Annotated in this window: 25 protein-coding genes; 20 read left to right on the top strand and 5 right to left on the bottom strand. The window is 43.3% G+C overall.

Annotation, left to right across the window (positions count from 1 at the left end; genetic code table 11):
- Positions 1 to 51: 51 nt before the first annotated feature.
- The 3 genes from IGJ42_RS11045 to IGJ42_RS11035 are packed head-to-tail and all read left to right on the top strand — an operon-like array spanning position 52 to position 4,210.
- Positions 52 to 1,287 (top strand): carbohydrate ABC transporter permease, encoded by a 1,236-nt coding sequence (locus tag IGJ42_RS11045; protein WP_016613570.1) that lies wholly within the window; start codon positions 52 to 54, stop codon positions 1,285 to 1,287.
- A 1-nt stretch (position 1,288) separates the two neighbouring features.
- Positions 1,289 to 2,143: a sugar ABC transporter permease gene (locus IGJ42_RS11040; RefSeq protein WP_008378938.1), complete on the top strand. Its 855-nt coding sequence runs from the start codon at positions 1,289 to 1,291 to the stop codon at positions 2,141 to 2,143.
- 9 nt (positions 2,144 to 2,152) lie between these two features.
- Positions 2,153 to 4,210 carry a beta-galactosidase gene (locus tag IGJ42_RS11035; RefSeq protein ID WP_429969277.1) on the top strand — a complete coding sequence of 686 codons (2,058 nt, stop codon included), beginning with the start codon at positions 2,153 to 2,155 and terminating at the stop codon, positions 4,208 to 4,210.
- A 91-nt stretch (positions 4,211 to 4,301) separates the two neighbouring features.
- Here IGJ42_RS11035 and IGJ42_RS11030 read toward each other — a convergent pair whose 3' ends face one another.
- Positions 4,302 to 5,816 (bottom strand): flavocytochrome c, encoded by a 1,515-nt coding sequence (locus IGJ42_RS11030; protein ID WP_008378933.1) that lies wholly within the window; start codon positions 5,814 to 5,816, stop codon positions 4,302 to 4,304.
- 572 nt (positions 5,817 to 6,388) lie between these two features.
- Here IGJ42_RS11030 and IGJ42_RS11025 point away from each other — a divergent pair.
- Both IGJ42_RS11025 and IGJ42_RS11020 read left to right on the top strand, forming a co-directional pair.
- A complete protein-coding gene (locus IGJ42_RS11025) occupies positions 6,389 to 7,111 on the top strand; it encodes a metal ABC transporter ATP-binding protein (protein ID WP_194188393.1) in 723 nt (240 codons plus the stop codon).
- A 1-nt stretch (position 7,112) separates the two neighbouring features.
- A complete protein-coding gene (locus IGJ42_RS11020) occupies positions 7,113 to 8,870 on the top strand; it encodes a metal ABC transporter permease subunit (RefSeq protein ID WP_008378930.1) in 1,758 nt (585 codons plus the stop codon).
- 27 nt (positions 8,871 to 8,897) lie between these two features.
- On the opposite strand, the gene IGJ42_RS11015 is transcribed toward IGJ42_RS11020, so the two are convergent.
- From IGJ42_RS11015 to IGJ42_RS11005, 3 genes are all read right to left on the bottom strand, one after another.
- Positions 8,898 to 9,071, bottom strand: a complete 174-nt coding sequence (locus IGJ42_RS11015) for a hypothetical protein (RefSeq protein WP_005234804.1) — start codon at positions 9,069 to 9,071, stop codon at positions 8,898 to 8,900.
- A gap of 134 nt (positions 9,072 to 9,205) precedes the next feature.
- Positions 9,206 to 10,066: a metallophosphoesterase gene (locus IGJ42_RS11010; RefSeq protein WP_005234806.1), complete on the bottom strand. Its 861-nt coding sequence runs from the start codon at positions 10,064 to 10,066 to the stop codon at positions 9,206 to 9,208.
- A 173-nt stretch (positions 10,067 to 10,239) separates the two neighbouring features.
- A complete protein-coding gene (locus tag IGJ42_RS11005; protein WP_005234809.1) occupies positions 10,240 to 10,956 on the bottom strand; it encodes a hypothetical protein in 717 nt (238 codons plus the stop codon).
- Positions 10,957 to 11,141: 185 nt separating this feature from the next.
- Here IGJ42_RS11005 and IGJ42_RS11000 point away from each other — a divergent pair, with 185 nt between their 5' ends.
- From IGJ42_RS11000 to IGJ42_RS10930, 15 genes are all read left to right on the top strand, one after another.
- Positions 11,142 to 11,912: a TatD family hydrolase gene (locus IGJ42_RS11000; protein WP_429969276.1), complete on the top strand. Its 771-nt coding sequence runs from the start codon at positions 11,142 to 11,144 to the stop codon at positions 11,910 to 11,912.
- The gene (gene rnmV, locus IGJ42_RS10995; RefSeq protein WP_005234813.1) at positions 11,905 to 12,477 is read left to right on the top strand and encodes a ribonuclease M5; all 573 of its coding nucleotides are present in this window, start codon (positions 11,905 to 11,907) and stop codon (positions 12,475 to 12,477) included. Before IGJ42_RS11000 ends, rnmV begins: the two co-directional genes overlap by 8 nt.
- Complete coding sequence (rsmA, locus tag IGJ42_RS10990) at positions 12,474 to 13,361, top strand: 16S rRNA (adenine(1518)-N(6)/adenine(1519)-N(6))-dimethyltransferase RsmA (RefSeq protein WP_008378923.1); 888 nt, start codon at positions 12,474 to 12,476, stop codon at positions 13,359 to 13,361. The genes rnmV and rsmA overlap by 4 nt, the downstream gene beginning before the upstream one ends.
- Positions 13,362 to 13,491: 130 nt before the next feature.
- The gene (locus IGJ42_RS10985; RefSeq protein ID WP_042890476.1) at positions 13,492 to 14,103 is read left to right on the top strand and encodes a hypothetical protein; all 612 of its coding nucleotides are present in this window, start codon (positions 13,492 to 13,494) and stop codon (positions 14,101 to 14,103) included.
- Positions 14,104 to 14,241: 138 nt separating this feature from the next.
- A complete protein-coding gene (locus tag IGJ42_RS10980) occupies positions 14,242 to 15,012 on the top strand; it encodes a C39 family peptidase (RefSeq protein ID WP_016621560.1) in 771 nt (256 codons plus the stop codon).
- 399 nt (positions 15,013 to 15,411) lie between these two features.
- Positions 15,412 to 16,380 (top strand): homoserine O-succinyltransferase, encoded by a 969-nt coding sequence (locus tag IGJ42_RS10975; protein ID WP_244732169.1) that lies wholly within the window; start codon positions 15,412 to 15,414, stop codon positions 16,378 to 16,380.
- On the top strand, positions 16,370 to 17,569 hold the full coding sequence (locus tag IGJ42_RS10970) for a MalY/PatB family protein (protein WP_429969274.1): 1,200 nt from the start codon (positions 16,370 to 16,372) through the stop codon (positions 17,567 to 17,569). The genes IGJ42_RS10975 and IGJ42_RS10970 overlap by 11 nt, the downstream gene beginning before the upstream one ends.
- Positions 17,559 to 18,653 (top strand): aminotransferase class I/II-fold pyridoxal phosphate-dependent enzyme, encoded by a 1,095-nt coding sequence (locus IGJ42_RS10965; protein ID WP_430615401.1) that lies wholly within the window; start codon positions 17,559 to 17,561, stop codon positions 18,651 to 18,653. The genes IGJ42_RS10970 and IGJ42_RS10965 overlap by 11 nt, the downstream gene beginning before the upstream one ends.
- Positions 18,654 to 18,908: 255 nt before the next feature.
- The gene (locus IGJ42_RS10960) at positions 18,909 to 19,739 is read left to right on the top strand and encodes a MetQ/NlpA family ABC transporter substrate-binding protein (protein ID WP_005234826.1); all 831 of its coding nucleotides are present in this window, start codon (positions 18,909 to 18,911) and stop codon (positions 19,737 to 19,739) included.
- A gap of 50 nt (positions 19,740 to 19,789) precedes the next feature.
- Positions 19,790 to 21,370 (top strand): ABC transporter substrate-binding protein, encoded by a 1,581-nt coding sequence (locus IGJ42_RS10955; RefSeq protein ID WP_301389159.1) that lies wholly within the window; start codon positions 19,790 to 19,792, stop codon positions 21,368 to 21,370.
- 72 nt (positions 21,371 to 21,442) lie between these two features.
- A complete protein-coding gene (locus IGJ42_RS10950) occupies positions 21,443 to 22,402 on the top strand; it encodes an ABC transporter permease (RefSeq protein ID WP_005234830.1) in 960 nt (319 codons plus the stop codon).
- The gene (locus IGJ42_RS10945; protein WP_430615398.1) at positions 22,402 to 23,232 is read left to right on the top strand and encodes an ABC transporter permease; all 831 of its coding nucleotides are present in this window, start codon (positions 22,402 to 22,404) and stop codon (positions 23,230 to 23,232) included. The genes IGJ42_RS10950 and IGJ42_RS10945 overlap by 1 nt, the downstream gene beginning before the upstream one ends.
- Positions 23,233 to 23,235: 3 nt before the next feature.
- Complete coding sequence (locus IGJ42_RS10940) at positions 23,236 to 24,114, top strand: ABC transporter ATP-binding protein (RefSeq protein ID WP_144330505.1); 879 nt, start codon at positions 23,236 to 23,238, stop codon at positions 24,112 to 24,114.
- Positions 24,114 to 25,004 (top strand): ATP-binding cassette domain-containing protein, encoded by an 891-nt coding sequence (locus tag IGJ42_RS10935; protein WP_144330506.1) that lies wholly within the window; start codon positions 24,114 to 24,116, stop codon positions 25,002 to 25,004. The genes IGJ42_RS10940 and IGJ42_RS10935 overlap by 1 nt, the downstream gene beginning before the upstream one ends.
- On the top strand, positions 25,001 to 25,393 hold the full coding sequence (locus IGJ42_RS10930) for an OsmC family protein (protein WP_016613552.1): 393 nt from the start codon (positions 25,001 to 25,003) through the stop codon (positions 25,391 to 25,393). Before IGJ42_RS10935 ends, IGJ42_RS10930 begins: the two co-directional genes overlap by 4 nt.
- Positions 25,394 to 25,447: 54 nt before the next feature.
- On the opposite strand, the gene IGJ42_RS10925 is transcribed toward IGJ42_RS10930, so the two are convergent.
- Positions 25,448 to 26,104, bottom strand: coding sequence for a Crp/Fnr family transcriptional regulator (locus IGJ42_RS10925; RefSeq protein ID WP_061054390.1), 657 nt, complete (start codon positions 26,102 to 26,104; stop codon positions 25,448 to 25,450).
- Positions 26,105 to 26,227: the final 123 nt, after the last annotated feature.

Genomic DNA, 26,227 nt, shown 5'->3' with positions numbered 1-26,227 from the left:
CTTACAGGGGGCGAAAATGTGAAAAACACGCAGTCGTATGCAAAACGAGCAATGCTATTCTCGATAATACCAGGATTCGGTCAATTTTATAATCGGCAAAAAATCAAAGGCGCTTTATTTTTCTTCTTTTTTGCTATGTATCTTGTCGTCTTTAAAGATTTATTTAATATGGGACTTTGGGGCATCGTGACATTAGGCGTGGAAGTGCCGAGAGACAATTCCATCTTTTTATTAGCAGAAGGATTAGTTGCCTTGATCGTCATCGGTTTTGGTCTGTTGTTCTATTATTTAAACATCCGTGATGCCTATAAAAACGGCGAATTAAGAGACAATGAGCTACCAGTCAACTCTATCCGTGAAAGCTACCAGGCACTATTAAGAGAAGGCTATCCTTATTTAATGAGTAGCCCAGCATTTTTCTTACTCGTGTTTTCTGTTATTTTTCCGATTCTCTTTAGTATCGCGTTAGCTTTTACGAACTATGATCTCTATCATTCTGCACCTGCCAATTTAGCAGATTGGGTGGGATTAGAGACCTTTAAGAAGATTTTTACTGTCGATATTTGGCGTAGTACCTTCTTCAATGTTCTAGGCTGGACAGTTATCTGGACCTTGATCGCCTCAACGTTACAAGTTTCTATCGGAATATTTTTAGCGGTGCTGGTGCATCAAAAAGAACTACGATTCAAAAAGTTCTTTCGAACGATTTTGATCCTCCCATGGGCAGTTCCGGGATTTGTTACGATCTTGGTATTTTCAGGAATGTTCAATGATTCCTTTGGTGCGATCAATAATACGATTTTGAATTTCTTCCAGATTTCACCGATTCCTTGGCTAACGAGTGCGAATTGGACCCGTTTAGCTTTGTTACTGATTCAAGGCTGGCTAGGCTTTCCGTATATTTTTATCGTGACTACAGGGACGCTGCAATCCATTCCTGATGATTTGTATGAGGCGGCGACCATCGATGGTGCTTCAGCTATGCAAAAATTCCGACGAATCACATTGCCATTACTGCTTTATGCAATGGCACCAATTTTGATTACGCAATATACGTTTAACTTCAACAATTTCAATATCATTTATCTGTTTAATTCTGGCGGACCGGCAGTTCCTGGTTCGACCGCTGGTGGTACCGATATTTTGGTTTCATGGATCTATAAGCTCACGATGCAAAATAGTCAATATGCACTAGCAGCAGCATTGACGATTCTCTTATCGATCGTCGTGATCGCGATTGCTTTATGGCAATTCCGCCGAACAAATTCATTCAAGGAGGTTGGATAACATGAAGGCAGCAAGTATGAAAAAACAAAAATTTGTCCGCCTATCCTTGACATATCTTGTACTGATTTTTACGGTAGTGGTGATCGTCTACCCTTTACTATGGACGATCGGGGCTAGTTTTAATCCTGGGAACAGTTTAATAAGTACGAGTCTGATTCCGACGAGTCCGACATTAAGTCACTACACGAAATTGTTTGCTGGTGACAACTCGCTATATTATAGTCAATGGTATTTGAATTCATTGAAAATCAGTGTATGCACTATGTTCCTGTCACTGATCTTTGTCTCCATGACGGCTTATTCCTTTTCACGGTTTCGTTTTACAGGCCGTAAAAATGGATTGATGCTGTTCTTACTACTACAAATGATCCCGCAGTTCTCTGCCTTGATCGCAATTTTTGTACTGGCGCAAATGCTCGGCTTGATCAATAGTCATTGGTTGCTGATCTTGATTTACGTTGGGGGTCAGATTCCCATGAACACGTACTTATTGAAAGGATATTTTGACTCGATTCCGTTAGATTTAGACGAGAGTGCCAAGATAGATGGTGCAAGCAATACGCGAATATTCTGGCAAATTTTGATTCCATTATCTCGACCAATGCTGGCAGTGGTTGCCATGAATGGTTTCACCGGACCACTGGGAGACTTTGCCCTGTCTTCAGTGATTTTACGTAATCCTGAGTACTATACATTACCCATCGGGTTATACAAATTAGTCACGGATAAAATGGGTGCCAGCTATACGACTTTTGCGGCAGGGGCCATTTTGATCAGTATTCCGATCGCGCTCGTCTTTATTGCATTACAAAAACATTTTGTCACCGGTTTGACCGCTGGCGGCACAAAAGGATAGGAAGAGAAGATGACAAGATATAACTTAGAAGAACGCTTTTTACATGGTGGGGATTATAATCCTGACCAGTGGCTAAATTATCCCGAGATCTTAGCCAAAGATTTAGAACTAATGGAAAAAGCTCATGCTAATACATTTTCCCTTGGTATTTTTGCTTGGAGTGCCTTAGAGCCAGCAGAAGGGGTGTTTCAATTTGAATGGTTAGACAAAATCATGGATGAGCTTGCCGAACGAAACAGTAACGTCATTTTAGCGACGCCAAGCGGCGCGCGTCCTGCCTGGTTGTCTAAAGCATACCCTGAAGTTCTCCGGACCAATGAAAAACGGGAAAAAATGTTACACGGTGGGCGACACAATCACTGCTTTTCTTCGCCAATCTATCGTGAGAAAGTGGCGATCATCAATCGGAAATTAGCTGAACGCTACCACGATCACCCAGCACTATTGATGTGGCATATTTCCAATGAGTATTCTGGAGATTGTCATTGTCCTATTTGCCAAGAAAACTTTCGTCAGTGGGTCAAGCAGAAGTACCAAACGCTAGCAGCCTTGAATGAGGCCTGGTGGGGACCGTTCTGGAGCCATACCATCACCGATTGGTCGCAAATCGAATCTCCTTCACCGATCGGCGAAATGCAAGTTCATGGACTAAATCTAGACTGGCATCGTTTTGTAACCGATCAGACTATTGATTTCTATGAACATGAGATCAAAGACATTCGTCGTTTGTCTCCAGATGTGCCGATCACAACGAATTTCATGGCAGATACCCGTGATTTGATTCCCTTTTATAGTCTTGATTATGGAAAATTTGCCCAGCATGTGGATGTCATTAGTTGGGACTGTTATCCTGCTTGGCATAATGATTGGGGAACGACAGCTGATTTGGCAAGTAAGGTTGGGTTTATCAATGATCAATATCGTAGCTTGAAAAAGCAACCATTTTTGATCATGGAATCAACCCCTAGTGGTGTGAATTGGCATCCAGTCAATCGCACGAAACGTCCCGGGATGCATCTTTTGTCTTCTATGCAATTTATTGCTCACGGTTCAGATAGTAATCTTTATTTTCAATGGCGAAAATCTCGAGGCTCATCTGAGAAGTTCCATGGGGCCGTCGTGGACCATGACAACGACGAGCAAAATCGTGTTTTTCAAGATGTAGCAGAAGTGGGGAAAGCCTTAGAAGAAATCAAAGAAATCAAAGGATTGCACAAAAAAGCCAAAGTGGCGATCATCTATGATTGGGATAACAATTGGGCGCTCAATGATGCGCAAGGTTTTGGTTTAGAGAGCAAACGCTACCCACAAACGTTGCAAGAGCATTACCGCTATTTTTGGGATCATGACATCGCGGTTGATGTCATCACGAAAGATCATGACTTTGATGCTTATCAATTGATCATCGCTCCGATGCTTTACCTCTTACCAAAAGAAACTATGAAAAAATTTCAACAGTATACGAAAAATGGCGGGACACTGGTTTCCACTTATTTGACGGGGATCGTGAATGAAACGGACTTGACCTATTTAGGAGGATGGCCCCAAGAGTTAGAAGAACTGTTTGGTGTGTCTGTGAAAGAAATCGATACGTTATATCTGAAGCAAAAAAATCTGCTTTTAATGAAGGAACAGCAGTACCAAATTCATGATTATTGTAGTATTGTCCAAACAAACACCGCCCAAACGTTAGGGGTGTACGGTGCAGATTTTTATCAAGGTCAAGCTGCAGTGACCGTAAATGATTATGGTGAAGGAAGTGCCTACTATCTTGGGGGACGGACGGATCAAGCCTTTTTGGAAGACTTCTATCAAGAAGTAACACAACAGCTTCGCTTACAAAATGAGTGGGTCCGCCAAGGTTCAACGAACGTGTCGATTCAAAGTAGAGAAAGTCAGCAAGAGCAGCTCGCTCCGACTACCTATTATTTTGTGATGAATTTTTCCGAAGAAAATCAAGAAGTAGAGGTAGCAACTTCAGGAATCGACTTGCTTACAGGAAAAACGACAAACCAACTTCTTCAGTTGGCGCCTTATGAGGTGCAGATCATCAAAGTGACAGCATAAGATCAATAAAACTATTGTGTCAATTATATGAGAAAAAAGAAGTACTAACGCTGATGAAAAGCGTTAGTACTTCTTTTTTATAGAGAATGGTTTAATTTTCTTGCGCAAATTCGGCAGCTTTTGTTCCTGCTTGGCGTCCGAAGATGATGATATCGGCAACTGCATTTCCGCCAATTCGGTTTTCACCATGCAACCCACCAGTTACTTCTCCGGCTGCAAAGAGACCTGGAATGATCTCGTTATCCGTAGCGATCACTTCTGTGTTCGTGTTGATCTTCACGCCGCCCATCGTGTGGTGGATACCAGGAGCAATGGCGATGGCATAGTAAGGTCCTGTTGACAAATCGTTGTCCATTGCTGTGCTGCGTCCAAAGGCTTCGTCTTCACCAGCAGCCACACTGCTGTTCCAGGTAGCGATCGTTTCAGCAAGCGCTGCTTCTGGCATGTCCAATTCTTTTGCTAATTCTTCGATCGTGTCAGCGGATTTGACTAACCCTTGTTGCTCGTAAAAATCAATGGCTGTTACGCGTTCTTTGACACCTGCATCAAAAACTAACGTTGCCGATTTTTCAGGTAGGGCAATAATCGCTTCAGAGACTTTGTCTCGTGTTTCCATTTCATTGAAGAACCGTTCGCCTTCTTGATTGACCAAGATCGCGCCTTCTCCACGGACAGCTTCAGTGATCAACAGTGATTTAGACTGATCCACTGTTGGGTGGATTTGGATTTGCTCTAAATCAACCGTTTGTCCGCCTAACGCTTCGATCATTTTGATTCCATCACCAGTCGAACCCTCTTGGTTCGTTGTCACGTAGTCTGCCAATTCTGGTTTGTACTCGGTGATCATGTCGAAATTGGCACCGAAACCGCCTGTTGTAACGACAACTGCTTTGGCATCAATGGTTTGTTCGTTTCCTTCTACTTCAACGGTCACCCCGTTGACTTGACCATCTTCTTCATTGATTTCTTTGACATCGGCATTTACAAAAATTGGGATTTCCAATTCATGGATGTTGCGCATCAAGCCATCAACTAAGTATTCCCCAACCGCGGAACCATCAGATGGACGGTGCGTTCTTTTTTCACTCATCCCGCCAGTCGTTGTTAAGTTGTCTAAAGTGATACCCATGGAATCTAACCAATCGATCGCTTCTGCTGAATGATCCACAAAGTAGCGCAACAATTCTTCATCATTGGTGTTGTGACCGCCAGCTAATGTTTCTTCATAGAATAGATCGTTTGAATCTTCAATGCCTTCTGCTTCTTGGAATTTGGTTTCTGAAGCGTTCATTCCTGCAGAAGATTTCAATGTATTCCCACCAGAAATTGGCATTTTTTCTAAAATAACTGGGTTTGCGCCAGCTTCCTTTGCTTGGATCGCAGCGGCCATTCCAGCGCCACCCGCACCGACAATCACGACATCGTAGCTGTCTGCAAGTTCGCTAGGGTCTGTGTATTCTTGACCAGATGCAGCTGAAGTTGCATCTGTTTCTTCATTAGCAGATGAACCAGTACTTGTGCTGCTGCTTGTTTGTGAATCAGCGCCACAAGCACTCAAAGTTGCTAACGAGGTTAGGACTAATAGTGTTTGGAAAATTTTCTTCATTGTTTTTATTCCTCCTAAAACTTTTTCCAAATCAAAGACTAACATAGTTGTCATGTTATTTTTAGGTTTTGTTCGAAAAATCACATAATAATTAGAAAAGTTTAATTTATAAAGCGTTTTAGTCGAGATGAAAGGGTTTCTTGGTCATCATAAAAAAGAGTAGATTCGTGAATTTGTGGAAATAGAAGAATTACTAATTCTTTGATTTGTTTGGTATTAATCATGAAGGGAGTATGAAATGAGATTTGATTTGTCTCTTTTCTGTTATTGAAAAAAAGTACGTCACTGAGGTGCCGAGGAACGATCTCTTTTATTGAAAATAAATTAAACGCTTTGCGATCAAAAGATAGAAAGAAATTAGTGGAATCAGTATTTGTGGTCGCCAATTTTTATTCAATAAATAGAGATAGAATCTTGGGTTTCAAGAACCATTGCCAAAAAATTGCGGTGTTTCTTAAAAAAATCAAGAGAACTGTCTTGCAAAACCAATCCTTTCTTGTATAATAAAAATAAGTTAGGTCTACCTAAAAAATAAATAAACTATCCTTAACTATGGAAATGGAGTGAAAATAATGATTACTTTTTCAGAAATATCCGCAGCCTATGATGGCAATCATCAAGTGATCTCGGATTTGTCGTTTCAAGTAGAGAAACCAGCAATCGTAGGGATCATCGGACCAAATGGGGCAGGGAAGTCGACGCTGATCAAAGCGGCGTTGAAGTTGATCCCTTCCAGTGGGAACATGAGTGTCAACAAAAAAGCGTTAAAAGACTTTCAAAAGGAAATTGCCTATGTCGAACAAAAGACAGCGGTTGATTACACGTTTCCGATCACAGTCAAAGAAGTCGTATCTTTAGGCTTGTATCCTAAGATGCGCATGTTCCAAAGAATGTCGGCCTACGATTGGCAGAAAGTGACAGCCGCTCTGGCAGCGGTAGAAATGGAATCCTTTGCGGAGCGTCAGATTGGGGAATTGTCCGGTGGGCAGTTTCAGCGGGTCTTGATTGCTCGAACGTTGGTGCAAGATGCTAACTATATCTTCCTCGATGAGCCCTTTGTAGGGATCGATGCCACCAGTGAAGCGATCATCGTCGGCCTGTTGCGTAACTTGCGAGATGCCGGAAAGACGATTTTTATCGTTCATCATGATCTGGGGAAAATCACCGAATACTTTGATTACTTGGTTTTTCTCAATCAAACCCTGATCGCTGCGGGACCAGTCAGTGAAGTCTTTACCGAAAGCAATTTGAAGCAAACATTTGGTGATGCGATCATCGTGAAAGGAGGCGTTTAACATGTTGACAAGCTTTTTTACGAGTTTAAGTAACTATCATTTCTTACAAAATGCCTTGATCACGGCAGTCGCGATCGGGATCGTCGCAGGGGTGATTGGTTGTTTTATCATCTTACGAGGGATGTCCTTGATGGGGGATGCAATCTCTCATGCGGTCTTACCAGGGGTAGCCTTGTCTTATATCTTCGGCGTTCACTTTTTTGTCGGGGCAATCTTCTTTGGGATTTTAGCCTCCATGATCATTACCTATATCGCCAATAACAGCCTGATCAAAAGCGATACGGCGATCGGTATCACCTTTAGTTCGTTTCTAGCTTTAGGGGTTATCTTAATTGGGGTAGCAAACAGTTCGACTGATTTGTTTCACATTTTGTTTGGGAATGTGCTAGCGGTGCAAGATAGCGACAAATGGCTGACGATCGCTATCGCTATCCTTGTGCTGGCAGTGATCATCCTCTTCTTCCGTCCACTGCTGATCACTTCTTTTGATCCGATGATGGCAAAGGCCTTTGGGATGAAAGTGCAAGCCTATCACTACTTATTGATGTTCTTATTAACTTTGGTTTCAGTGACAGCGATGCAAAGCGTCGGAACGATCTTGATCGTGGCTTTATTAGTCACTCCAGCAGCAACGGCTTATTTATATACAAAACAATTGAAGCATATGATGATCATCGCAGGGGTTTTAGGTGGTCTCGCCTCATTTATCGGCTTGTTTATCGGGTACAGCTTTAATATTGCCGCAGGATCAAGTATCGTTTTGACCGCAGGAGCCTTTTTCGTGATCGGTTTCTTGTTCTCACCAAAACAAAAGACCAGTCCAGTCAAGCGCTGGTCAGCGACAGCGGTTTTAGCAACGGCAGCTGTAGCCGGTGGCTTCTTTTTGGCACAGCAAAACGGACAGATGGCCCAAACAGAAGGGAAACTTTCAGTAGTAGCGACCAATTCGATCATTGCTGATATTACGGAAAACATTGCCGGTGATCGAATCGATCTTCACAGTATCGTACCAGTGGGGCGTGATCCCCATGAATATGAACCTTTAGTGGAAGATGTTCGAAAAGCGACCGATGCTGATCTTATCCTTTACAACGGCTTGAATCTAGAAACTGGCGGCAATGGCTGGTTTACCAAATTGATGAACAATGCCAATAAGGTAGAAAATGAAGATTACTTTGCCGTCAGTGATGGCGTGGATGTGCTTTATTTATCTGATGATGAAGACCACAGCAAAGCCGATCCTCATGCATGGTTAAATCTAGAAAACGGCATGATCTATGCCCGTAACATCGCTCAACGCCTGAGTGAAAAGGACCCTGACAATCGCTCTTTCTATGAAGAAAACCTTGAACGCTACTTGGCTTCATTAGAAGAACTGGATCAGCAAGCGAAGGAAAACTTCCAATCGATTCCTGAAGAGAAGAAATTGATCGTCACCAGTGAGGGAGCCTTCAAATACTTCTCTAAAGCCTATGGTGTACCGTCTGCCTATATTTGGGAAATCAATACCGAAGAAGAAGGTACCCCTGCGCAAATCAAAAACTTAGTGGATCAGCTGCAAAACTCAGCCGTCGCTTCCTTGTTTGTCGAAAGCAGCGTCAATACTCGTCCAATGCAAAGTGTTTCTCGTGATGCGGGCATTCCGATTTTCGGAACCGTCTTTACCGATTCGATTGCAGAACCGGGAGAAGAAGGCGACAGCTACTATAACATGATGAAGTGGAATCTCGAGACGATTTATCAAGGCTTGAATCAATAATACAAAAACATCCTTAGCTCGTTCTGGCTAAGGATGTTTTTTCGTCGTATTTTTGTGCTGGAGAAAAGCAAAGAGATAAAATCCGCAGCCCATCAAGGCAGCAAGAAATGCGATGACAGGAAAGTACAACCCCTGACCGTAAACATAGGCTGTATAAGCAAAGAAGGCGATCAAAAACCAGAGTGTTCCTGAGATGACCATTTTTTGGTTCCTCCTAATTGTTTAAAAGTATTTATTTGGTATATTTTAACACGATAGGGGCAAAAAGAAAATCAGCGAATCGAACGTTTGCTGAAACGATTTGCTGATTTTTTCCCAATTACAACGATGAACAGTTAAGAAACGTTCAATTGCTGTTGCGGTTCTAAATGGTAATAAAGGATCTCTGGCGGGACGCCGAGTCGGGCGGGAATCTTGGTCATACCGACCCCACTGGAAACACTCAATAAGGTCTCATTTCCTAAAAGGTAGAGCCCATCGGTATATTTCAACGCGCCCTTTGTTTTCGCATAATAAAAAGGCAAGCGAATCTGCCCGCCATGGCTATGGCCAGAAAGAATCAAGTCGTAGTTTGGCAGATTGGTGATCCGAGAAACATAATCGGGTTCATGGAGCAAAAGCAGCTGCCATTCTGCTAAGGTTGCTTCATAGGTAAAACTGACTTTCGGACTTTCTATATCGATACCGACAATATTCATCGACGTCTTGTCATCAGAACCAAAAACCGACTCATTATCAAGTAAGGTAAACCCTGCATGCTGGTATATTTCCTTAACAAAGTAATGACCGTCATTCAAATGGTCATGGTTCCCCATAACTGCGATCTTACCCAGAGGCGCTTGCAATTTTTTCAGCTTTTCGATCAGTCGCTTGGTTGAACGATGCGGCCATTTTTTATAATTATCGATCAGATCCCCCGTGATGATGATCAGATCCGGCTTGTTTTGGATCGTTGATCGAATGATGCGATTCATTCGTCTTGGTTTAAACCAACGAGAAAAATGGAGATCACTGATATGGGCAATCACGATATTGCTTTCTGCTTGGTAAAGGTCATAAGCTTTTGAAATATCTAAGACGGTGCGCTTGTCTTTTTTTATGAGATAATGCCGTTGTTTGAGAAGATGCGGTTCAATAATAAAGGAGTAAACTAGCAAGCCCGTAAGGAGGAATGCAATAAGAATGAGGGTGTACATGGCGTGGCTCCTTTTTTGATTTGCTAGTTTCTAGCATAGTAGATTCTTACAAAAAAAGCAATCATACGGAAGCAAAAATAACAAAAAATATCCATCGTATTTCGCTTGATTTTTCCATTAAAAAAGATACAAAAGAAGCTGCAACAGCCTATCTTTTGTATCCTAGATCGCAATTATTTGATTTTCACCAATCGTTTGAAGCGTGCCTTGTGTTTGACAGGGATCAAAGCCATGACACAATCATAAGGGACAGAGATGATCGCCCATGCGAGACTTTTACTTGAAGCAAAGGGATAGTTTTGCTGTAAGACAAAATGGCCACTGATCAAGGCAAAACCGATACTCCCGACCCACAGCCATTGCGGGTCCCAATTCGTGAAGTGCTGGAGGGCTGTGATGACAAACGGATAGCCGTAAAAGTACAATGCAGTCAAAACGAAAGTGACATTTTTGGTTAATTGACGCAAGGTCAGTAAGAAAAACAAGCCAGAAAGAACGATACCCAATGGAGGAAACAGACTAACTAAGAAGGAATAAACGATGCCCCATAAGATCATGCCTGGGCCTTTGACGAGAGCAGCTATGACAAAGACAAAAAGTAGGAATAAGAGCTGTTGCGAAAAACTTGCTGCCGTCAAAAGTCCGAAGAAACCAACCAATAACCAGTGAGAAAAAGTCGCTGTTTGATTCTTTTGTGGCGTCTGCTGCTGCAGTTTTAGCCATGTAGCAAAATTGGGGAAATCTTGCTGGAAATTTCGCTGAAAATCGCTATTGAATGCTTGATGGGCATTTTGCTGCCGATAGTAGTGATATTGATTTTTTAACGTGCCTTTAGTTGCTGCTTTTTGGCCAGAAAAAAAGCGGCCGGGATCAATTTTTGATCGTTCCATATTTCCACCTCCATACGATTTCGTTACCCTCAGTATAGAGAAAATAAGCTTCGGCGTCCTCCAACTTTGGGCGGATTTTTTTTGCTTGCTGAAAGTTTTCTTAAACTGCTGAAAAAAGCGGAGAGGATTCGTTTCTTAAACCGTCAAAATATGCTAGAGTATAGAAGGACTAAGGAGGAGATTTCATGATTTTTGATTCTCATACACATTTGAATGCAGAACAGTTTAACGAAGACATTCCCGAAACCGTCGCCCGTGCGCATGAACTAGGAGTAACGGAGATGGCGGTCGTCGGTTTCGATCAGCCAACGATTGAAAAATCGTTAGCATTAAGCAAAGAATATCCTGGCATTTACAGCATTATCGGTTGGCATCCCACCGAAGCTGGTTCTTATACCCCACACGTAGAAACCTATTTGCAAGAGCGCTTGGAACGACCAAAAGTCGTTGCCTTAGGTGAAATCGGTTTAGACTACCATTGGATGGAAGATCCGAAAGAAGTTCAAGAAAAGGTCTTTCGTCGGCAAATGGCAATCGCTCGTGAACATCAGCTGCCCATCAGTATTCATACCCGTGAAGCCTTAGAAGATACCTATGCGATCTTAAAGGATGAAAAAGTCCAAACAATCGGTGGTATTATGCACAGCTTTAGTGGAGACGGAGAATGGGCGAAAAAGTTCTTGGATATAGGAATGTACATTTCCTTTAGTGGTGTCGTGACCTTCAAAAAGGCCACGGAGGTACAAGAAGCTGCACTAGTCGTACCACAAGATCGGCTACTCGTTGAGACTGACGCGCCGTATTTAGCCCCTGTTCCTTATCGCGGCAAACGCAATGAACCCGGCTATACCCATTATGTGGTGGATAAAATCGCGGAGCTGCGGCAAGAAGCGGTCGCTGATGTTGCGGCCTACACGACAAAAAATGCCCACCGCTTGTTTAGGATCAATGACTGATAAACCGAAAATCGAAGAAATCATTGTCGTCGAAGGCAAAGACGACACCCGTCGATTGCAAGAAGTGTTCGAAGTAGATACGATCGAAACGATCGGTTCAGCGATCGATGATACGATCCTTGATCAAATCGAGCATGCCCAAGAAACACGAGGGGTCATCGTGTTTACCGATCCCGATTTTTCGGGAGAAAAGATCCGCAAAATCATTATGGAAGTGGTTCCGGATGCCAAGCATGCCTTTTTACCGCGCAGTCAGGCAGCACCGAAAAGCAAAGGCAGTTTGGGCGTGGAACACGCCAGCCATGAAGCATTGAAAGAAGCCTTGCGAAAAGTCGTAACCCCGATTGCTTCAAATGAAGTCAGTGAAGGAACCATTGATCGCCAACAGTTATTAGCGTATGGCTTGATCGCAGGCGCTGGAGCAAAAGAGAAACGAGAGCGGCTAGGAGATCTTTTACGCATCGGCTATACGAACGGCAAACAATTAGAGAAGCGGCTGGCAATGTTTCGTATCACCGATGCAGAGTTGGCAGAAGCTATGAAAACAGTGGAGGAAGAATTGTGAAGGAAGAACGGGATATAGCAACCCCCTCAAGAACCAAAGAGATTTTAGCGAAACATGGCTTTACCTTTAAAAAAAGTTTAGGACAAAACTTCTTAACAGAACCGAATATTTTACGGAAAATCGTAGAAACAGCAGGCATCGACGAAACGACAAACGTCATTGAGGTTGGACCTGGAATCGGTGCGCTGACCGAACAGTTGGCAAAACACGCCAAGCAAGTGTTGGCGTTTGAAATCGATGATCGGTTGATCCCTGTATTAGCTGATACGATGCAGCCTTACGCAAACGTAAAGATCATTCATCAAGATGTCTTGCAAGCAGACCTATCAACGACCATTCGGTCAGAATTCAGCGATACGGCTGCTTCATTAAAAGTTGTCGCAAATCTGCCTTATTATATTACTACGCCTATCATGATGCACTTTTTAGAGTCTCAGGTACCAGTAGATGAAATGGTCGTGATGATGCAAAAAGAAGTGGCTGATCGAATCTCAGCAGTTCCCGGGACCAAAGCCTATGGCTCGTTGTCGATCGCTGTGCAATACTACATGGAAGCAAAACTGGCATTCATCGTCCCGAAAACCGTTTTTGTACCCCAACCGAATGTTGATTCGGCTATTTTGAAATTGACGCGCCGTCCACAACCAGCGGTCGCAGTCACCGATGAAAAAGAGTTCTTTAAATTAACGAAAGCAGCCTTTCAGTTGCGTCGTAAAACCCTTTGGAACAATTTGCAAAATAGCTATGGAAAAGATGAAGAAACCAAACAGTGGTTGGCAGACAGTTTAGAAGCAAGTGGGATCGATCCGAAACGTCGTGGAGAAACGCTGTCGTTAGCGGAATTTGCCAAATTAAGCAATGAAATGCAAGCGCGCAAAGGATAACTTCTATAAAAACGGATGTTGAATAAACATTCGTTTTTTTTTTTTTTTTTGTGTGTCTTGACACCTTGTGGAAATACCAGTAGAATAAGCAAGACAGAACTGTCATGACACATTTAAGGAGAGAGTATAAATGAAAAATCATTCCATCCGCCATTTAACGATCGCTGCATTGTTAATCGGCATGGGGATCGTCATTCCCATGGTAATGCCCAAAATCGTCATCGGACCTGCATCTTTTACCTTAGCTAGCCATGTTCCCGTATTTGTGGCGATGTTCTTTTCACCAGCGATGGCGATCGCTGTAGCTTTAGGAACGACCTTTGGCTTTTTCTTAACACTACCACCAATCATTGCATTACGGGCATTGTCCCATGTTGTTTTTGCAGTCATCGGTGCCTTTTATTTACAGAAGCACCCAGATATTTTACTGAAAGATGGCAAACCCTCTTTATTGAATATCAAATTTCAGAGCTTTAACTTGATTATCGGACTGATTCATTCTGCCGTTGAAATGGCAGTCGTTGCCGCCTTTTACTTCACAGGAAATGTACCAGGGACAGCATTCGATGGCAATTTCTACTATTTCTTGTTCGTTTTGATGGGGATCGGTGGCTTGATCCATAGCTTGATCGATTTCAATTTGGCTTATTTTGTTGCAGGTGCCTTAAGCAAACAATTTGATATTCGTTCGTTTTCAAAAGCAAAAGGACGCTTTATTCAGAAACAGAAGAAAGCGGCATAAGCGCCAGTTTGAATAGACCCGCTGCGTAAACGGGTCTATTTTTTTGTATTCAGATTAAGAAAATACTCCTTCTTAAAACGTTTATTATAGTGAAATAATAAACAGAAATAAGTTATAATATAAAAGAGGAGGAAGTAGATGAAGAAGAAAAAGTTAAAACGGTTACTTTTAGGTATGTTCGTCTTGATGCTCTTCTTTCTGCTGATTTTTTATGACAGTAAGAATGGGCAGTCCCCCTTTGAAAAGATAGAGGATGAATTGACACTAGCACTTTCGGATGAAGAACAAACACCAGAGCCTGAATACAGTGACGTTATTCAATTGGATGTTCCGTTAGAAAATCAATTCGATGAAGTTACGTTAGGAAATGGTTGTGAAGTAACGGCTTTATCGATGCTCTTGAATTTTTACGGATTTGATACCAATAAAAATCAATTGGCAGAAGAATTAGTGTATGTCCCACTTTATGAGGATTTTAATCACCATGGAGATCCGCGAGAAGGCTTTGTTGGAAACATCTATGGCGGCGATAGCGCGATGGGTGTTGACGTAGAACCGATCACTGATGTCGCCGAAAGTATTGTAAAAGAGCAATATGAAGTCGTTAGTGGACGAGACAAAAGTTTTGATGAGATCGTCAAAGTCCTGCAATCTGGGAAACCAGTTTGGATGATCGCGACGTTAGAATTACAAGTACCTACCGATGCTGATTTCTTTCAATGGAATACCCAAAATGGCGAAATCCTTGTGACTGCATTGATCCATTCGGTAGTGATCACTGGCATCGATGGTGATACGATGTATGTCAACGACCCTTATGGGCATAAGGATCGCGAAGTCAGCAAAGAAGACTTAGCAGCGATCTATGAAAAAATGGGTCAGCAATACTTATATTTAGAAGAAATCTAAGAAAAAGTCTCAACTTGCCGTTGACAGTAAATGAAAAAACAATTATAATTTTTTAAAATTAAACAAAGATTTCGATAACGTTGAAGAGAAGAGTAGCAGATCAACAAAGGTACAGAGACTCCGGTTGGTGAAAAAGGAGACATGCGGTGATCAGTGAAGATGAGCTCTGAGTTTTTTTGTTGGTTCACGCCAGCAAAACGGCATGCGCCCGTTACAGCGCCAAGTATCATAGTGTACTGTTGAGGTGTTATTTGTGAGAATAGCACGAATTAGGGTGGTAACGCGCATCAAGTCGTCCCTTTTATCCATAAGGATAAAAGGGCGGCTTTTTTTGTTTTTCACAGCCGAAACTGTTCGCTTTCTCTTCAACAAGAAATTTATCTGTAAGGGGTTGAAGCAATGCCAATCATTATTCCCAAAGAATTACCCGCTGCAGCGGTCCTGCAAAAAGAAAATGTCTTTGCCTTACTGCAGCATAAAGCGGCGAAGCAAGAGATCCGTCCCTTGAAAATCGCGATCGTCAATTTGATGCCGAAAAAGATCGCTACAGAAAATCAGTTGTTGCGTTTACTTTCCCAAAGTCCACTGCAAATTGAGGTGACTTTACTAAAAATGAAATACCACGAAAGCAAAAACACCTCTGTCGATCACATGGAAAAGTTTTATCAAGAATTTTCAGTGATCCAGCCGCAACGATTCGATGGCTTGATCATCACCGGAGCCCCAGTTGAAAAAATGGCATTCGAAGCCATTGACTATTGGCAAGAACTACAAAAAATCATGGATTGGAGTCAGACGAATTGCACTTCAGTCCTACATATTTGCTGGGGGGCACAAGCGGGGCTTTATTACCATTACGGTATCGACAAAGTGTTGTACCAAAGCAAATTGTTCGGTGTCTTCGAACAAACAGTCACGCATTTTCATCCACTGGTTCGGGGCTTTGACGACGTCTTTTATACACCGCATTCGCGCTATACTGGCATCGATGATGTCCAGCTGGCCCAAGCGCCTTTAGAAATATTGGCAGCGGGCGTTGAAACAGGGCCTTCCATCTTCGTATCAGAAGATCATAAAAATGCCTTCTTGCTAGGACATTTTGAATACCATTCAGCGACCTTGAATGAAGAGTACTTGCGAGACATGGAACGGGGCTTAGATACCGCGTTGCCCAAAAATTACTTTGCTTATGACCGCTTAGGGGGAAAAATCACCAACCGTTGGCGGGGACATGCCTCTTTGTTTTTCAGCAATTGGATCAATGAAACCTATTTGCGAACGCCGTATGACCTGTCCGTCATGCCAACGAAAGAAGGTTACCGAATTGGCAGTGAGCCAGAAGGTCGGGTGAGTATCAATGACGATTGAGCATTTTCTCTCCCACTATGCCAGGCAGCGAAAAGGCACCAATTCTTTAAAATGGGATCTTGTGGATCAACGGTTCCAAGGAGAAAAGCTTTTGCCTTTATGGGTAGCTGATATGGATTTTGCGGCGCCAAAGGCAGTGGAAGAAGCCTTGCAGCAACTGGTTGCTCAAGGAACCTTTGGCTATGCGATTCCCCCCTCAGGCTATTTTTTAGCCTATCAAGCTTGGCAAGATCGCCACTGGGGGACGAAATTCGAAGAAAAATGGCTCTCGTTTTCCACAGGGGTCGTCCAATCTTTGGTTGATTTGCTTCATTGTTTCACAGAACCTGACGATGGCATCTTGATCCAGCCGCCCGTCTATTATCCCTTTTTTGACAGCATCAAAGAGACGAAAAGGCGCTTGATAGAAGCACCCTTGCAAAAGGTGAAGAATTCCTATCAAATCGATTTTGCTGCTTTTGAAGCCAAAATCATTGAAGAAAAAGTGAAACTATTTATTCTCTGCTCCCCCCACAATCCAGTAGGGCGGGTCTGGCAAGAGAAAGAATTGCATCAGTTATTGGCCATTTGCCAAAAACATGAGGTTGTCGTGATCGCCGACGAGATCCATCGTGAACTGATACTCGGTGAGCAGCAATTTGTTTCAGCCGTGACAGTGGCACAGGGGTTCGGCTTTGAGAAGCTGATCGTTCTGGATTCGCCCTCAAAAACCTTCAACTTAGCAGGATTGTTACTCTCTCATGTTTGGATTCCTGATTTAGAGATGCGCAGAGCCTATCAGGCTTGGTGCCGACAATACAAGCAGACGGAAGTCAATCGTTTGGGATTGGTGGCTGCGAAAGCCGCGTATGAATCGGGGGATCAATGGCTAGATGACCTGCTTTTGGTGATTGCTGCCAATGAACAAATGGTCCGCCAGCAACTGCAAGAAGCATTTCCCAAAATTGAGCTCCTGCCATTAGAAGGAACCTATCTTCTCTGGGTCGATCTGAGGCAAGTCATCGCCAAAGAACGAACCAAGCAGGTGGTCCAAGATACTGCCGGTCTCGCAGTCGATTATGGGGAATGGTTCGCCAAAGACGGTCAGGGCATGATTCGTCTGAATCTTGCGACAACACCAACGATCATTCAAAAAGCCCTTGATCGTTTGATCGAGGCAATCAAAAAGGAGGAACGACATGACCATTGATACAGCAACTTTTCTGGCCCAATTAGGCAATCATTCGGATCAGCAAACCGGGGCGATCAGTCCGCCAATTTATCTTTCCACGACCTTTGCACATCCTGAATTGGGGCAAAGTACCGGCTATGATTATACTCGGACCAAAAATCCGACCCGGGATATTTTAGAAGCGGGTCTTGCCGAATTAGAAAAAGGAGCTCGGGCAGTAGTGACCAGCTCTGGCATGAGTGCGATCGCTTTGATTTTTGACTTATTTACCAGCGGGAGTCGCTTTTTGGTTTCTCGTGATTTGTATGGCGGCAGCTTTCGCTATTTTGCGGAATTGGAAAAAAGCCAACGGGCATTCTTCGATACCTTCAGTACTGTAACAGAATTAAGTGAAAAATTAACTGACGAGGTAACGGCTGTCTTTTTAGAGACCCCAACGAATCCTTTGATGACCGTGACGGATATTGCTGAAACCGCCAAGCTTGCTCACGATCATGGGGCACTATTGATCGTGGATAATACCTTTTTGACGCCGTTACGGCAGTTGCCATTAGAAGAAGGCGCGGATCTAGTGATCCATTCAGGCACCAAATTCTTATCTGGTCACAATGATATTTTGGCTGGTGTCGTGATCGCCAAAGATGCGCAAGTAGGGGAGCGTTTGAATTATTTAGCCAATACTTCAGGCCCGACTTTGAGCAGCTTTGATACGTGGTTATTTATCCGAAGTTTAAAGACGCTGCCGTTGCGCTTTGAACGACAGGAAGCCAACGCCAAGGAAGTCGGCCGTTTTTTACGAGCCCATCCGGCGATCAAAGAGGTGCTGTACCCGAATGCCGGCGCGATGATCAGTATTCGGGTGCTTGATGAAACCAAAATCAGCGGCTTTTTAGCAGCATTACAGGTCTTTACCTTTGCGGAAAGCCTAGGTGGTGTGGAAAGTCTCATCACGTATCCAACGACACAGACCCACGCGGATATTCCTCAAGAGGTACGAGAATCTTATGGGTTGACGCCGGATCTTTTACGGATCTCCATTGGGATCGAAAGTCGTAAAGATTTGATCGATGACTTAGAAAATGCACTGAAGATATTCAAATAACCCGACCACAGATCAGCTAGTTAAAAACTTACTTTTGTAGAGTAATTTTATTGACAGTTTTAGTTGTATAGGATAAAGTTACACTACATATGAATAGTGAGTCCGATGTTTTCAGTTGACGGCAACAGGCATTTGCCATTTCTCCTTTGAAAAAACAATTTGTTTTGAGAAACAGAGGTGAAATTGGTCTAGTTGAGCAATACGTCAAGAAAACGGGACGATTGATCTGAGGAGGGAACAAAAGGGGAAAAAGGGATGAAAAGAAACGTAGTAAAGGGATTGGCAACAGGGGCTCTTGGATTGCTGGCATTGTTCAGCTTCGCCGCTTGCGGCAGCAGTCAAGCAGATGAGGAAGCCACCGTTGTCAAATTGGGTGTCGTGGGTGAGCAAAACGAAGCCTGGGAACATGTGCAGGAAGAATTGAAGGAAAACGAAAATATCGACTTGCAATTGGTGAAATTCACCGATTATCGTCAGCCAATCGTGGCGCTTGAGGATGGCTCAATTGACCTTCACGCAGCATTGACGGAGATTTTTATGGACAATGTCAACGAAGAAAGTGGTTATTCCAACACGACGATTGCCTATACGACATTAAACCCACTTGGTATTTATTCCGATAAAATCACCGATGTCAACGAATTGGCAGATGGTGCTACGGTGGCTTTACCCAATGATGTCTCAAATGAGAGCCGTGCACTATTACTCTTACAGACCGCCGGTTTGATCACTTTGGATGAATCAAAAGGTTTACTGCCAACAACCAGTGATGTCATTGACAATCCCAAAGCCCTGAAATTTGAGCTACTTGACTCCAATCAAACTGCTCGGGCAATGACCGATGTCGACATTTCTTTGATCAATAATGGCATGGCCGTCGATGCTGGTTTGGTTCCTACAGAAGATGCGATTTTCTTAGAACCTGTGGCTGATTCCTCCAAGCCTTATTATAATGTGATCGCTGCGCGAGCAGACGAAGCAGACAATGACGTTTACCAAACGGTCGTTCGATATTATCAGACCGATGAAGTAAAAGCAATCATCGAGGAAGTAACAAAGAAATCTAGTATACCTGTATGGGAATAGAAAGTTAAAAACGACTATTACTATATAGGAACAGGAAGTAGGATGGAAAAATGATAAATTGGAAAAAAGGTTTAGCAAGTGTTGCCGTCGTTGGACTAGGATTTGTTCTAGCAGCCTGCGGTGGATCAAATACAGAAGAAACGTCAACCAGTAGTGCAGCTGGAGCTGGGGATGATTCAACATTCACTTATGCGATCAGCGGGGACCCATCGTCCACTAACCCGATCAACACCAGTGATCGTTGGGGATTGACAGTGACAAACATGATCTATTCTCCACTAGTTACAGTGGAAGCAGACGGAACAACACAAAATGCGTTGGCAGAATCAGTGGAACCAGCTGAAGACGGCCTTTCATTGACAGTACATTTGAAACAAGATGTGAAATGGTCAGATGGCGAAGACTTTACCGCCGATGACGTTGTTTTCACATATGAACAAAAAGTCAAAAAAGAAAATGGCAATGCCGATTCCCTTTGGGTCGACGACCAACCAATCGCGATCGAAAAAGTGGATGAATACACCGTCAAATTCGTGTTGCCGACACCGAGTGCGGCAGCGATCAGTAATATTGCAACCGAAACATACATCATTCCCGAGCATATCTTTAAAGATGTTACCGACTTCTCTGTCAGTGAACTGCCTGAAAAACCAGTCGGCACTGGTCCGTATCAACTGAAAGAATACAAACGTGGTGAGTACTTTACTTTTGAAGCCAATGAAAACTATTATGGCGGCAAGCCTTCGATTCAAAATGTGACGTTGCGCATCATCGAAAGTACCGATACTGCGAAAGTCGCTTTGCAAAAAGGGGAAGTGGATGCAGCCGTTGTCTTGCCTTCAGATATTGAAGATTTAGATGATGATCAGATCTCTGTTTATCCTTATACTGAAAACCGTGTCGGTTATCTAGGCTTGAACACTCACTCAGATGCTTTGCAAGATGTGAAAGTTCGACAAGCAGTTTTCTATGCGTTGAACAAAGATGAATTAAATCAAGCGGCGTATTTAGATGAAGAGTATTACGCAACACCATATTCATTCTTGCCACCAAACAATCCATACGTTACTGATGATGTTGAAAAATATGAGACGAATGCTGAAAAAGCAAAAGAACTTTTACAAGAAGCTGGTGTGACTGATTTGTCATTGAATTTGGCTTTCAACTCAACCGATCCAGCCCAAACGATCCAAGCTACGTTGATCCAACAACAATTGCAACAAGCAGGCATAACGGTTACACTTGAAGGTGGCGATGGTACAGCGATCTTTACCGAGTTGAAGAAACCTGATTCAACGAAGTACAACTTATTCCTTGGCGGGTATATCATGGGAAATGACCCTGACTTATACGGCAGTCTATTTGAAACTGGCGGTAGTGCCAACTACTTCCAAAGCAATAGCGAAACCATTGACAATTTGTTTGCCCAAGCAGCAGTTGAATTAGACACGGACAAACGTGAAGCATTGTATGATGATTTGCAAAAGGCCATTGCTGATGAAGCGATCATTTACCCAATCGTTGACAACAAGAAAATCCTAGCGGTCAATAACCGAATTGGTAATGTAGAAGATGCAGGTTTGATCCCAATCTATACATTCGAAGATATGTCTAAATTGACAATCAAGTAAATCCATTGGCTGTGATAAAGAGGAATCTTTTTTATCACAGCTTTTTTCTATGAAAAAGAAAGTAGGTCAGTTATGTTTCGATACATTGCAAAACGAGTATTGCAAGCAATCCCTTTGCTGTTTGTGATCTCTTTTATCGTTTTTTCACTTATACATATCGCACCGTATGATGTGATCGACTCCATCACGACACCCAATATGTCGCAAGAGCAAATCGATCTTTTGCGGCAGCGCTATGGCTTGGATCAACCCTTTTTGGTTCAATATTTTCTTTGGATCAGAAATATTCTTACCGGTAATCTTGGATTTTCTTTGGTGTCTCAAAGTAGTATTTCACAAGAACTTGCGACTCGGATTCCCAATACCATGCGCCTAGTGATCCCCGCTTATTTGACTGCCTTGTTGTTGGCCATCATTTTGGGCCTGTTGGCTGCTGCCAACAAAGGAAAGATTTGGGATCGGATCATTGACGCTGTGGCATCTCTAGGAATCGCTGTGCCGACCTTCTGGTTTGCGATGATCTTGATTTATGTATTTGGTTACTTATTAAATATGTTTCCAATCATTGGCATGTATACGGTCGGTAAAGAAGGGGATTTTGGCGATTTTCTGCAGCATTTTATTTTGCCATATACCACATTGACAGTCGCCTTCTTTCCAGATTTGACGCGGTATATCCGCGCATCAGCGACACAACAAGTTTCAGAAGACTACGTGATGGTGCAACGGGCATTTCATGCCAGCAAATGGCAGATTTTCAGCCGTCATATTAGTCGAAATATTTTGATTCCCGTTGTCACCCAAATCGGCTTGGCGTTGCCGATGTTAGTTACCGGTGCGATCATTACAGAAACGATCTACGGCTGGCCGGGCGTCGGCCCTTACTTGATGAGTGCGACGAAAAGCCTCGATTATCCTGTGATCATGGCCATCATGCTGTTGTCAGCAACACTGGTCATCTTAGGGAATTTGTTAGCGGATGTATTATACTCCGTGGTTGATCCACGTATCCGTAAAGGAGGGAGTAAGTAATGAAAAGTTTCAAAAAAATCAGTGAAGTCATGCTTGCTTCGCCCATCTATACCTTTTCTGTCGTTTTCCTGACGTTATTGATTATTTTGTCGCTTGTTGCACCTTTGATCCCCATCGATCCTAATGCAACGGATGTCAGCAACATGTCACAGCCGCCGAGTTGGTCTCATTTATTTGGAACCGATGAAGTGGGGCGAGATTACTTTATTCGGGTCGTCTACGGCGGTCGGGTATCATTGTTTGTAGGTGTTTTGGCAATGATCACAGCGACGTTTATTGGGACTCTTGTCGGTCTTGTTTCTGGCTACTTTGGCGGTTGGATCGACAACCTGCTGATGCGGCTCGTCGATGTATTGTCATCGATTCCTTGGTTGGTGTTAGTGATCGTTTTGAGCGTCTTTTTACGTCCCGGACTAACTACGATTATTATTGTGATCGGCGGCTTCTCCTGGATGAACATCGCTCGTTTGATTCGTGGTGAAACGTTAGCGGCGAAAGAACGGGAATATGTCGCTTACGGGAAATTTATCGGACGTTCTTCATTTAGTATTATCGTGAAGCATGTTTTCCCAGCAGTGCTTCCTACCTTGATCGTTGCGGCATCTGCAAGTATTTCAGGAGCGATCATGACCGAATCGGCTTTGAGTTTTCTAGGCTTAGGAATACAGCAACCGATGGCTTCGTGGGGCAGTCTGTTGCAAAACGCGCAAAACAGCTTGCAGCGGGCACCATACATGGCGATTCTTCCAGGGCTCTTTGTTATTTTCACCATCTATTCCTTTAACAATATCGGCGACATGATCAAACATGTCTTGCAGAGAGAGGTGTGACCGATGAAGACAGAGTTATTAGCGATCGAAGCGTTGAATGTGACATTTCAAAGCAAAACCGGTCCGAAACCGTTAGTAAAAAATCTTGATCTGGTAATTCCTAAGGGCAAAGTCGTTGGGATCGTTGGCGAATCTGGCAGCGGCAAAAGTATGACCATGAAAAGCGTCATGGATCTTTTGCCTGATAAAGTGACCGATCACTATACCAGTTATACATTTGAAGGAGCAGCAGTGACCGATCGTCGAACATTACCGATCGCCATGATTTTTCAAGACCCGATGACTTCGTTAAATCCTTTGCGCACGATTGGCTATCATTTGATCGAAGTGATTCGCCGCTCACAAAAAGTATCGAAAAAAGCAGCACAAGAAATCGCCGTCAAAGAGTTAGAAAAAGTCGGCATACCTTTTCCAGCACAACGCATGAAACAATATCCTCATGAGCTATCTGGGGGGATGCGTCAGCGGGTGATGATTGCCATGGCTTTGTTGGCGCAACCGAAATTGCTGATCGCAGATGAACCGACAACGGCTTTAGATGTGACGATCCAAGCACAGATTTTGGCATTGATCAAAAACCTGCAAAGAGAGAACCAGCTTTCCGTCGTCCTTGTGACCCATGACTTTGGGGTCGTTGCAGGAATGTGCGACTTTATTAAAGTGATGTATCAAGGCCGAGTCGTGGAAGAAGGAACCACGGAAGAAATTTTTTATCAGCCGGAACATCCTTATACGAAACAATTATTGCAGGCGGCCCATTTAGGCGACAAGCATGCCGAATTAAAAGTCTTTGACTATCATGAGACATTGGTAGATGAACTGCAAGAAACGCAACTATCTAAGACACATCGCGTCTGGCGCAATCAGGAGGTGACAGAATAATGGGAGAACTGATTCGCGTAGAACATGCGACGAAAATCTTTCGCAGTAAAAACTGGCGCGGCACTGTCAGTGAAGTCCGAGCGGTCGAAGATGTCAGTCTAACGATCCATCGGGGCGAGACATTGGGGCTAGTGGGGGAATCTGGGAGTGGGAAAACCACTTTAGGACGCAGTATTTTAAATTTAGAGACCTTAACAAGCGGGGAGATTTTCTTTGAAGGCAAAGAGCTAACAGCATTGACGGCAGAAGATCGCAAAGCAGCGTATCAGCAAATGCAGATTATTTTCCAAGATCCGTATTCATCATTGAATCCCCGTATGACGGCACTTGAACTGGTGATGGAGCCGTTGTATCATGAAACGAAAGATGCTGCTCGAGCGAAAGCCAAAGAAATCTTAGCGATCGTCGGGATCACCGGTGATGATGTCCATAAACTGCCTCGCAGTTTCAGCGGCGGACAACGGCAACGGATCGGTATCGCTCGTGCGGTGGTCAATCGCCCGGCGTTCGTCTTGTGTGACGAACCGACTTCGGCATTAGATGTCTCCATTCAGGCTCAGATTATCCAATTGCTACTGCGTCTACAAAAAGAGTTTTCATTGTCTTATTTATTCATTTCCCATGACTTGTCCGTGATTCGTCATATCAGTGATCGAACAGCCGTCATGTATCAAGGGAAATTAGTTGAATTGGCACCTACCGACCGTTTGTTTGAAAATCCGCTGCATCCTTACACGAAGAAATTATTAGCAGCAGCGCCGATCGCTGATCCTGTGTTAGCAAGAGGTGCGATGGAACAAACGGAAATTCAAAGCACGATTACTTTGACACCATTGTATGAATGGGTCGAAGTTGAACCAGATCATTTTGTGAGGAGAGAAAAACGATGACAGTAGAAACATTGACGATCCATCAAGGAAGCGACAAATTTGAAATGACGACCCCAACTGGCAATTGGGTGTTAGCACGGGAAAAAGGCTATTCGCCAGTCCAAATGCTTGTGAGTGCGGTAGCTGCTTGCGGCGGCTATGTATACGCATCTGTCTTAGAGAATTCAAAGGTTGAAGCAGAAATCGAAAAGATCGAAGTCAGCTATGACCGGGACGACAACAAAAAAGCCCAACCAGTCAGTGCTATCCACATTCAGTTTTATGCGAAAATCGCTGAAGCCGACCATGACAAAGCGACGCGTTGCCTAAAACTCGTTTCACCAAATTGCCCCGTGATCCAATCATTAGATCCAGCGATCGAAGTGACGGAAACAGTGACGTTTATTTAATCGAAAAAAGACTTTGTGTGCCTGAAACCAAAAGGCGTACAAAGTCTTTTTTGATCAATAAATAATATTCTCCCGAATAAAATCGATATCTGTCACTAAAAGTTTTCGATCGACACTCTTTAGGGCGCCAGATTCTCGTAATTTTTGCATCATTCGATTGACACTGCTGGCAGAGGTAATGCCGCAAAAGCGAGCGATCTCTTCATTGGTGACTTCAAAGTCGATCAAGACGCCCTCTGTTGTTTGAACCCCAAAAGTTTCATAGAGCTCATTGATTTGGGTACAGACAGCACCGAATTTGCCGTTCATCAGCATTTGCTGCATCTTTTTCATCGTATCCATCAAGTTTCTCCGATAATACTCTTTGACATAATCCTGTAGCAGACGGTCACGATTGACATCTGCCCAAAATTGATCCCGCACGATTTTGTATAATTCGGCTTCTTCTGATTCAACCCGCACATTAAAAGGGGCTTCGACTTCTTGAGAGGATTCGTCTTTAAACAAAGAGACGATCTCGAAATCCGTCAAATAGCGCAAGTTGAATTCGCGCCCTTCATGGGTCACTACGCTAGTTTTGATGATGCCTTTTTTTAAAATATAGACGTACCGATCCGGGATGCCTTCATACGTCAAGTAACTCTTTTTCTTGCGGATAACGACCGGTATTGCTTGTTTTTCTAAATAATCACGTAATATCTGTTTCTCCACCCACGTTACTCCTTCACTTCATGCCAACCCAACATTTTCTGAAAAAAAGATGAAATATCCTCTATTCAAGCTTCATTAAAAGACATTTCTAGTGAAAAAGCAATAACAAATGTTAATGTTTCT

The sequence above is a fragment of the Enterococcus sp. DIV1067f genome (genome assembly GCF_050543505.1).
In the GTDB taxonomy this organism is placed as follows: Bacteria; Bacillota; Bacilli; order Lactobacillales; family Enterococcaceae; genus Enterococcus_D; species Enterococcus_D entomosocium.
The sequence above is the reverse complement of the archived record's forward strand: the minus strand, read 5'-3'. Positions and strand labels throughout refer to the sequence as shown.

Bases quoted from the DNA above. Each gene is read 5' to 3' on its own strand.
- IGJ42_RS11015 (WP_005234804.1), bottom strand. From the start codon at position 9,071: ATGGTCATCTCAGGAACACTCTGGTTTTTGATCGCCTTCTTTGCTTAT.
- IGJ42_RS10940 (WP_144330505.1), top strand. From the start codon at position 23,236: ATGAAGACAGAGTTATTAGCGATCGAAGCGTTGAATGTGACATTTCAA.
- IGJ42_RS10950 (WP_005234830.1), top strand. From the start codon at position 21,443: ATGTTTCGATACATTGCAAAACGAGTATTGCAAGCAATCCCTTTGCTG.
- IGJ42_RS11020 (WP_008378930.1), top strand. From the start codon at position 7,113: ATGTTGACAAGCTTTTTTACGAGTTTAAGTAACTATCATTTCTTACAA.
- IGJ42_RS10930 (WP_016613552.1), top strand. From the start codon at position 25,001: ATGACAGTAGAAACATTGACGATCCATCAAGGAAGCGACAAATTTGAA.
- IGJ42_RS11040 (WP_008378938.1), top strand. From the start codon at position 1,289: ATGAAGGCAGCAAGTATGAAAAAACAAAAATTTGTCCGCCTATCCTTG.
- IGJ42_RS11005 (WP_005234809.1), bottom strand. From the start codon at position 10,956: ATGGAACGATCAAAAATTGATCCCGGCCGCTTTTTTTCTGGCCAAAAA.
- IGJ42_RS11025 (WP_194188393.1), top strand. From the start codon at position 6,389: ATGATTACTTTTTCAGAAATATCCGCAGCCTATGATGGCAATCATCAA.
- IGJ42_RS10980 (WP_016621560.1), top strand. From the start codon at position 14,242: ATGAAGAAGAAAAAGTTAAAACGGTTACTTTTAGGTATGTTCGTCTTG.
- IGJ42_RS11045 (WP_016613570.1), top strand. From the start codon at position 52: ATGCTATTCTCGATAATACCAGGATTCGGTCAATTTTATAATCGGCAA.
- rnmV (WP_005234813.1), top strand. From the start codon at position 11,905: ATGACTGATAAACCGAAAATCGAAGAAATCATTGTCGTCGAAGGCAAA.
- IGJ42_RS10985 (WP_042890476.1), top strand. From the start codon at position 13,492: ATGAAAAATCATTCCATCCGCCATTTAACGATCGCTGCATTGTTAATC.
- IGJ42_RS11000 (WP_429969276.1), top strand. From the start codon at position 11,142: ATGATTTTTGATTCTCATACACATTTGAATGCAGAACAGTTTAACGAA.
- IGJ42_RS11035 (WP_429969277.1), top strand. From the start codon at position 2,153: ATGACAAGATATAACTTAGAAGAACGCTTTTTACATGGTGGGGATTAT.
- IGJ42_RS10965 (WP_430615401.1), top strand. From the start codon at position 17,559: ATGACCATTGATACAGCAACTTTTCTGGCCCAATTAGGCAATCATTCG.
- IGJ42_RS10975 (WP_244732169.1), top strand. From the start codon at position 15,412: ATGCCAATCATTATTCCCAAAGAATTACCCGCTGCAGCGGTCCTGCAA.
- IGJ42_RS10935 (WP_144330506.1), top strand. From the start codon at position 24,114: ATGGGAGAACTGATTCGCGTAGAACATGCGACGAAAATCTTTCGCAGT.
- IGJ42_RS10960 (WP_005234826.1), top strand. From the start codon at position 18,909: ATGAAAAGAAACGTAGTAAAGGGATTGGCAACAGGGGCTCTTGGATTG.
- IGJ42_RS11010 (WP_005234806.1), bottom strand. From the start codon at position 10,066: ATGTACACCCTCATTCTTATTGCATTCCTCCTTACGGGCTTGCTAGTT.
- IGJ42_RS10955 (WP_301389159.1), top strand. From the start codon at position 19,790: ATGATAAATTGGAAAAAAGGTTTAGCAAGTGTTGCCGTCGTTGGACTA.
- IGJ42_RS10970 (WP_429969274.1), top strand. From the start codon at position 16,370: ATGACGATTGAGCATTTTCTCTCCCACTATGCCAGGCAGCGAAAAGGC.
- IGJ42_RS11030 (WP_008378933.1), bottom strand. From the start codon at position 5,816: ATGAAGAAAATTTTCCAAACACTATTAGTCCTAACCTCGTTAGCAACT.
- IGJ42_RS10945 (WP_430615398.1), top strand. From the start codon at position 22,402: ATGAAAAGTTTCAAAAAAATCAGTGAAGTCATGCTTGCTTCGCCCATC.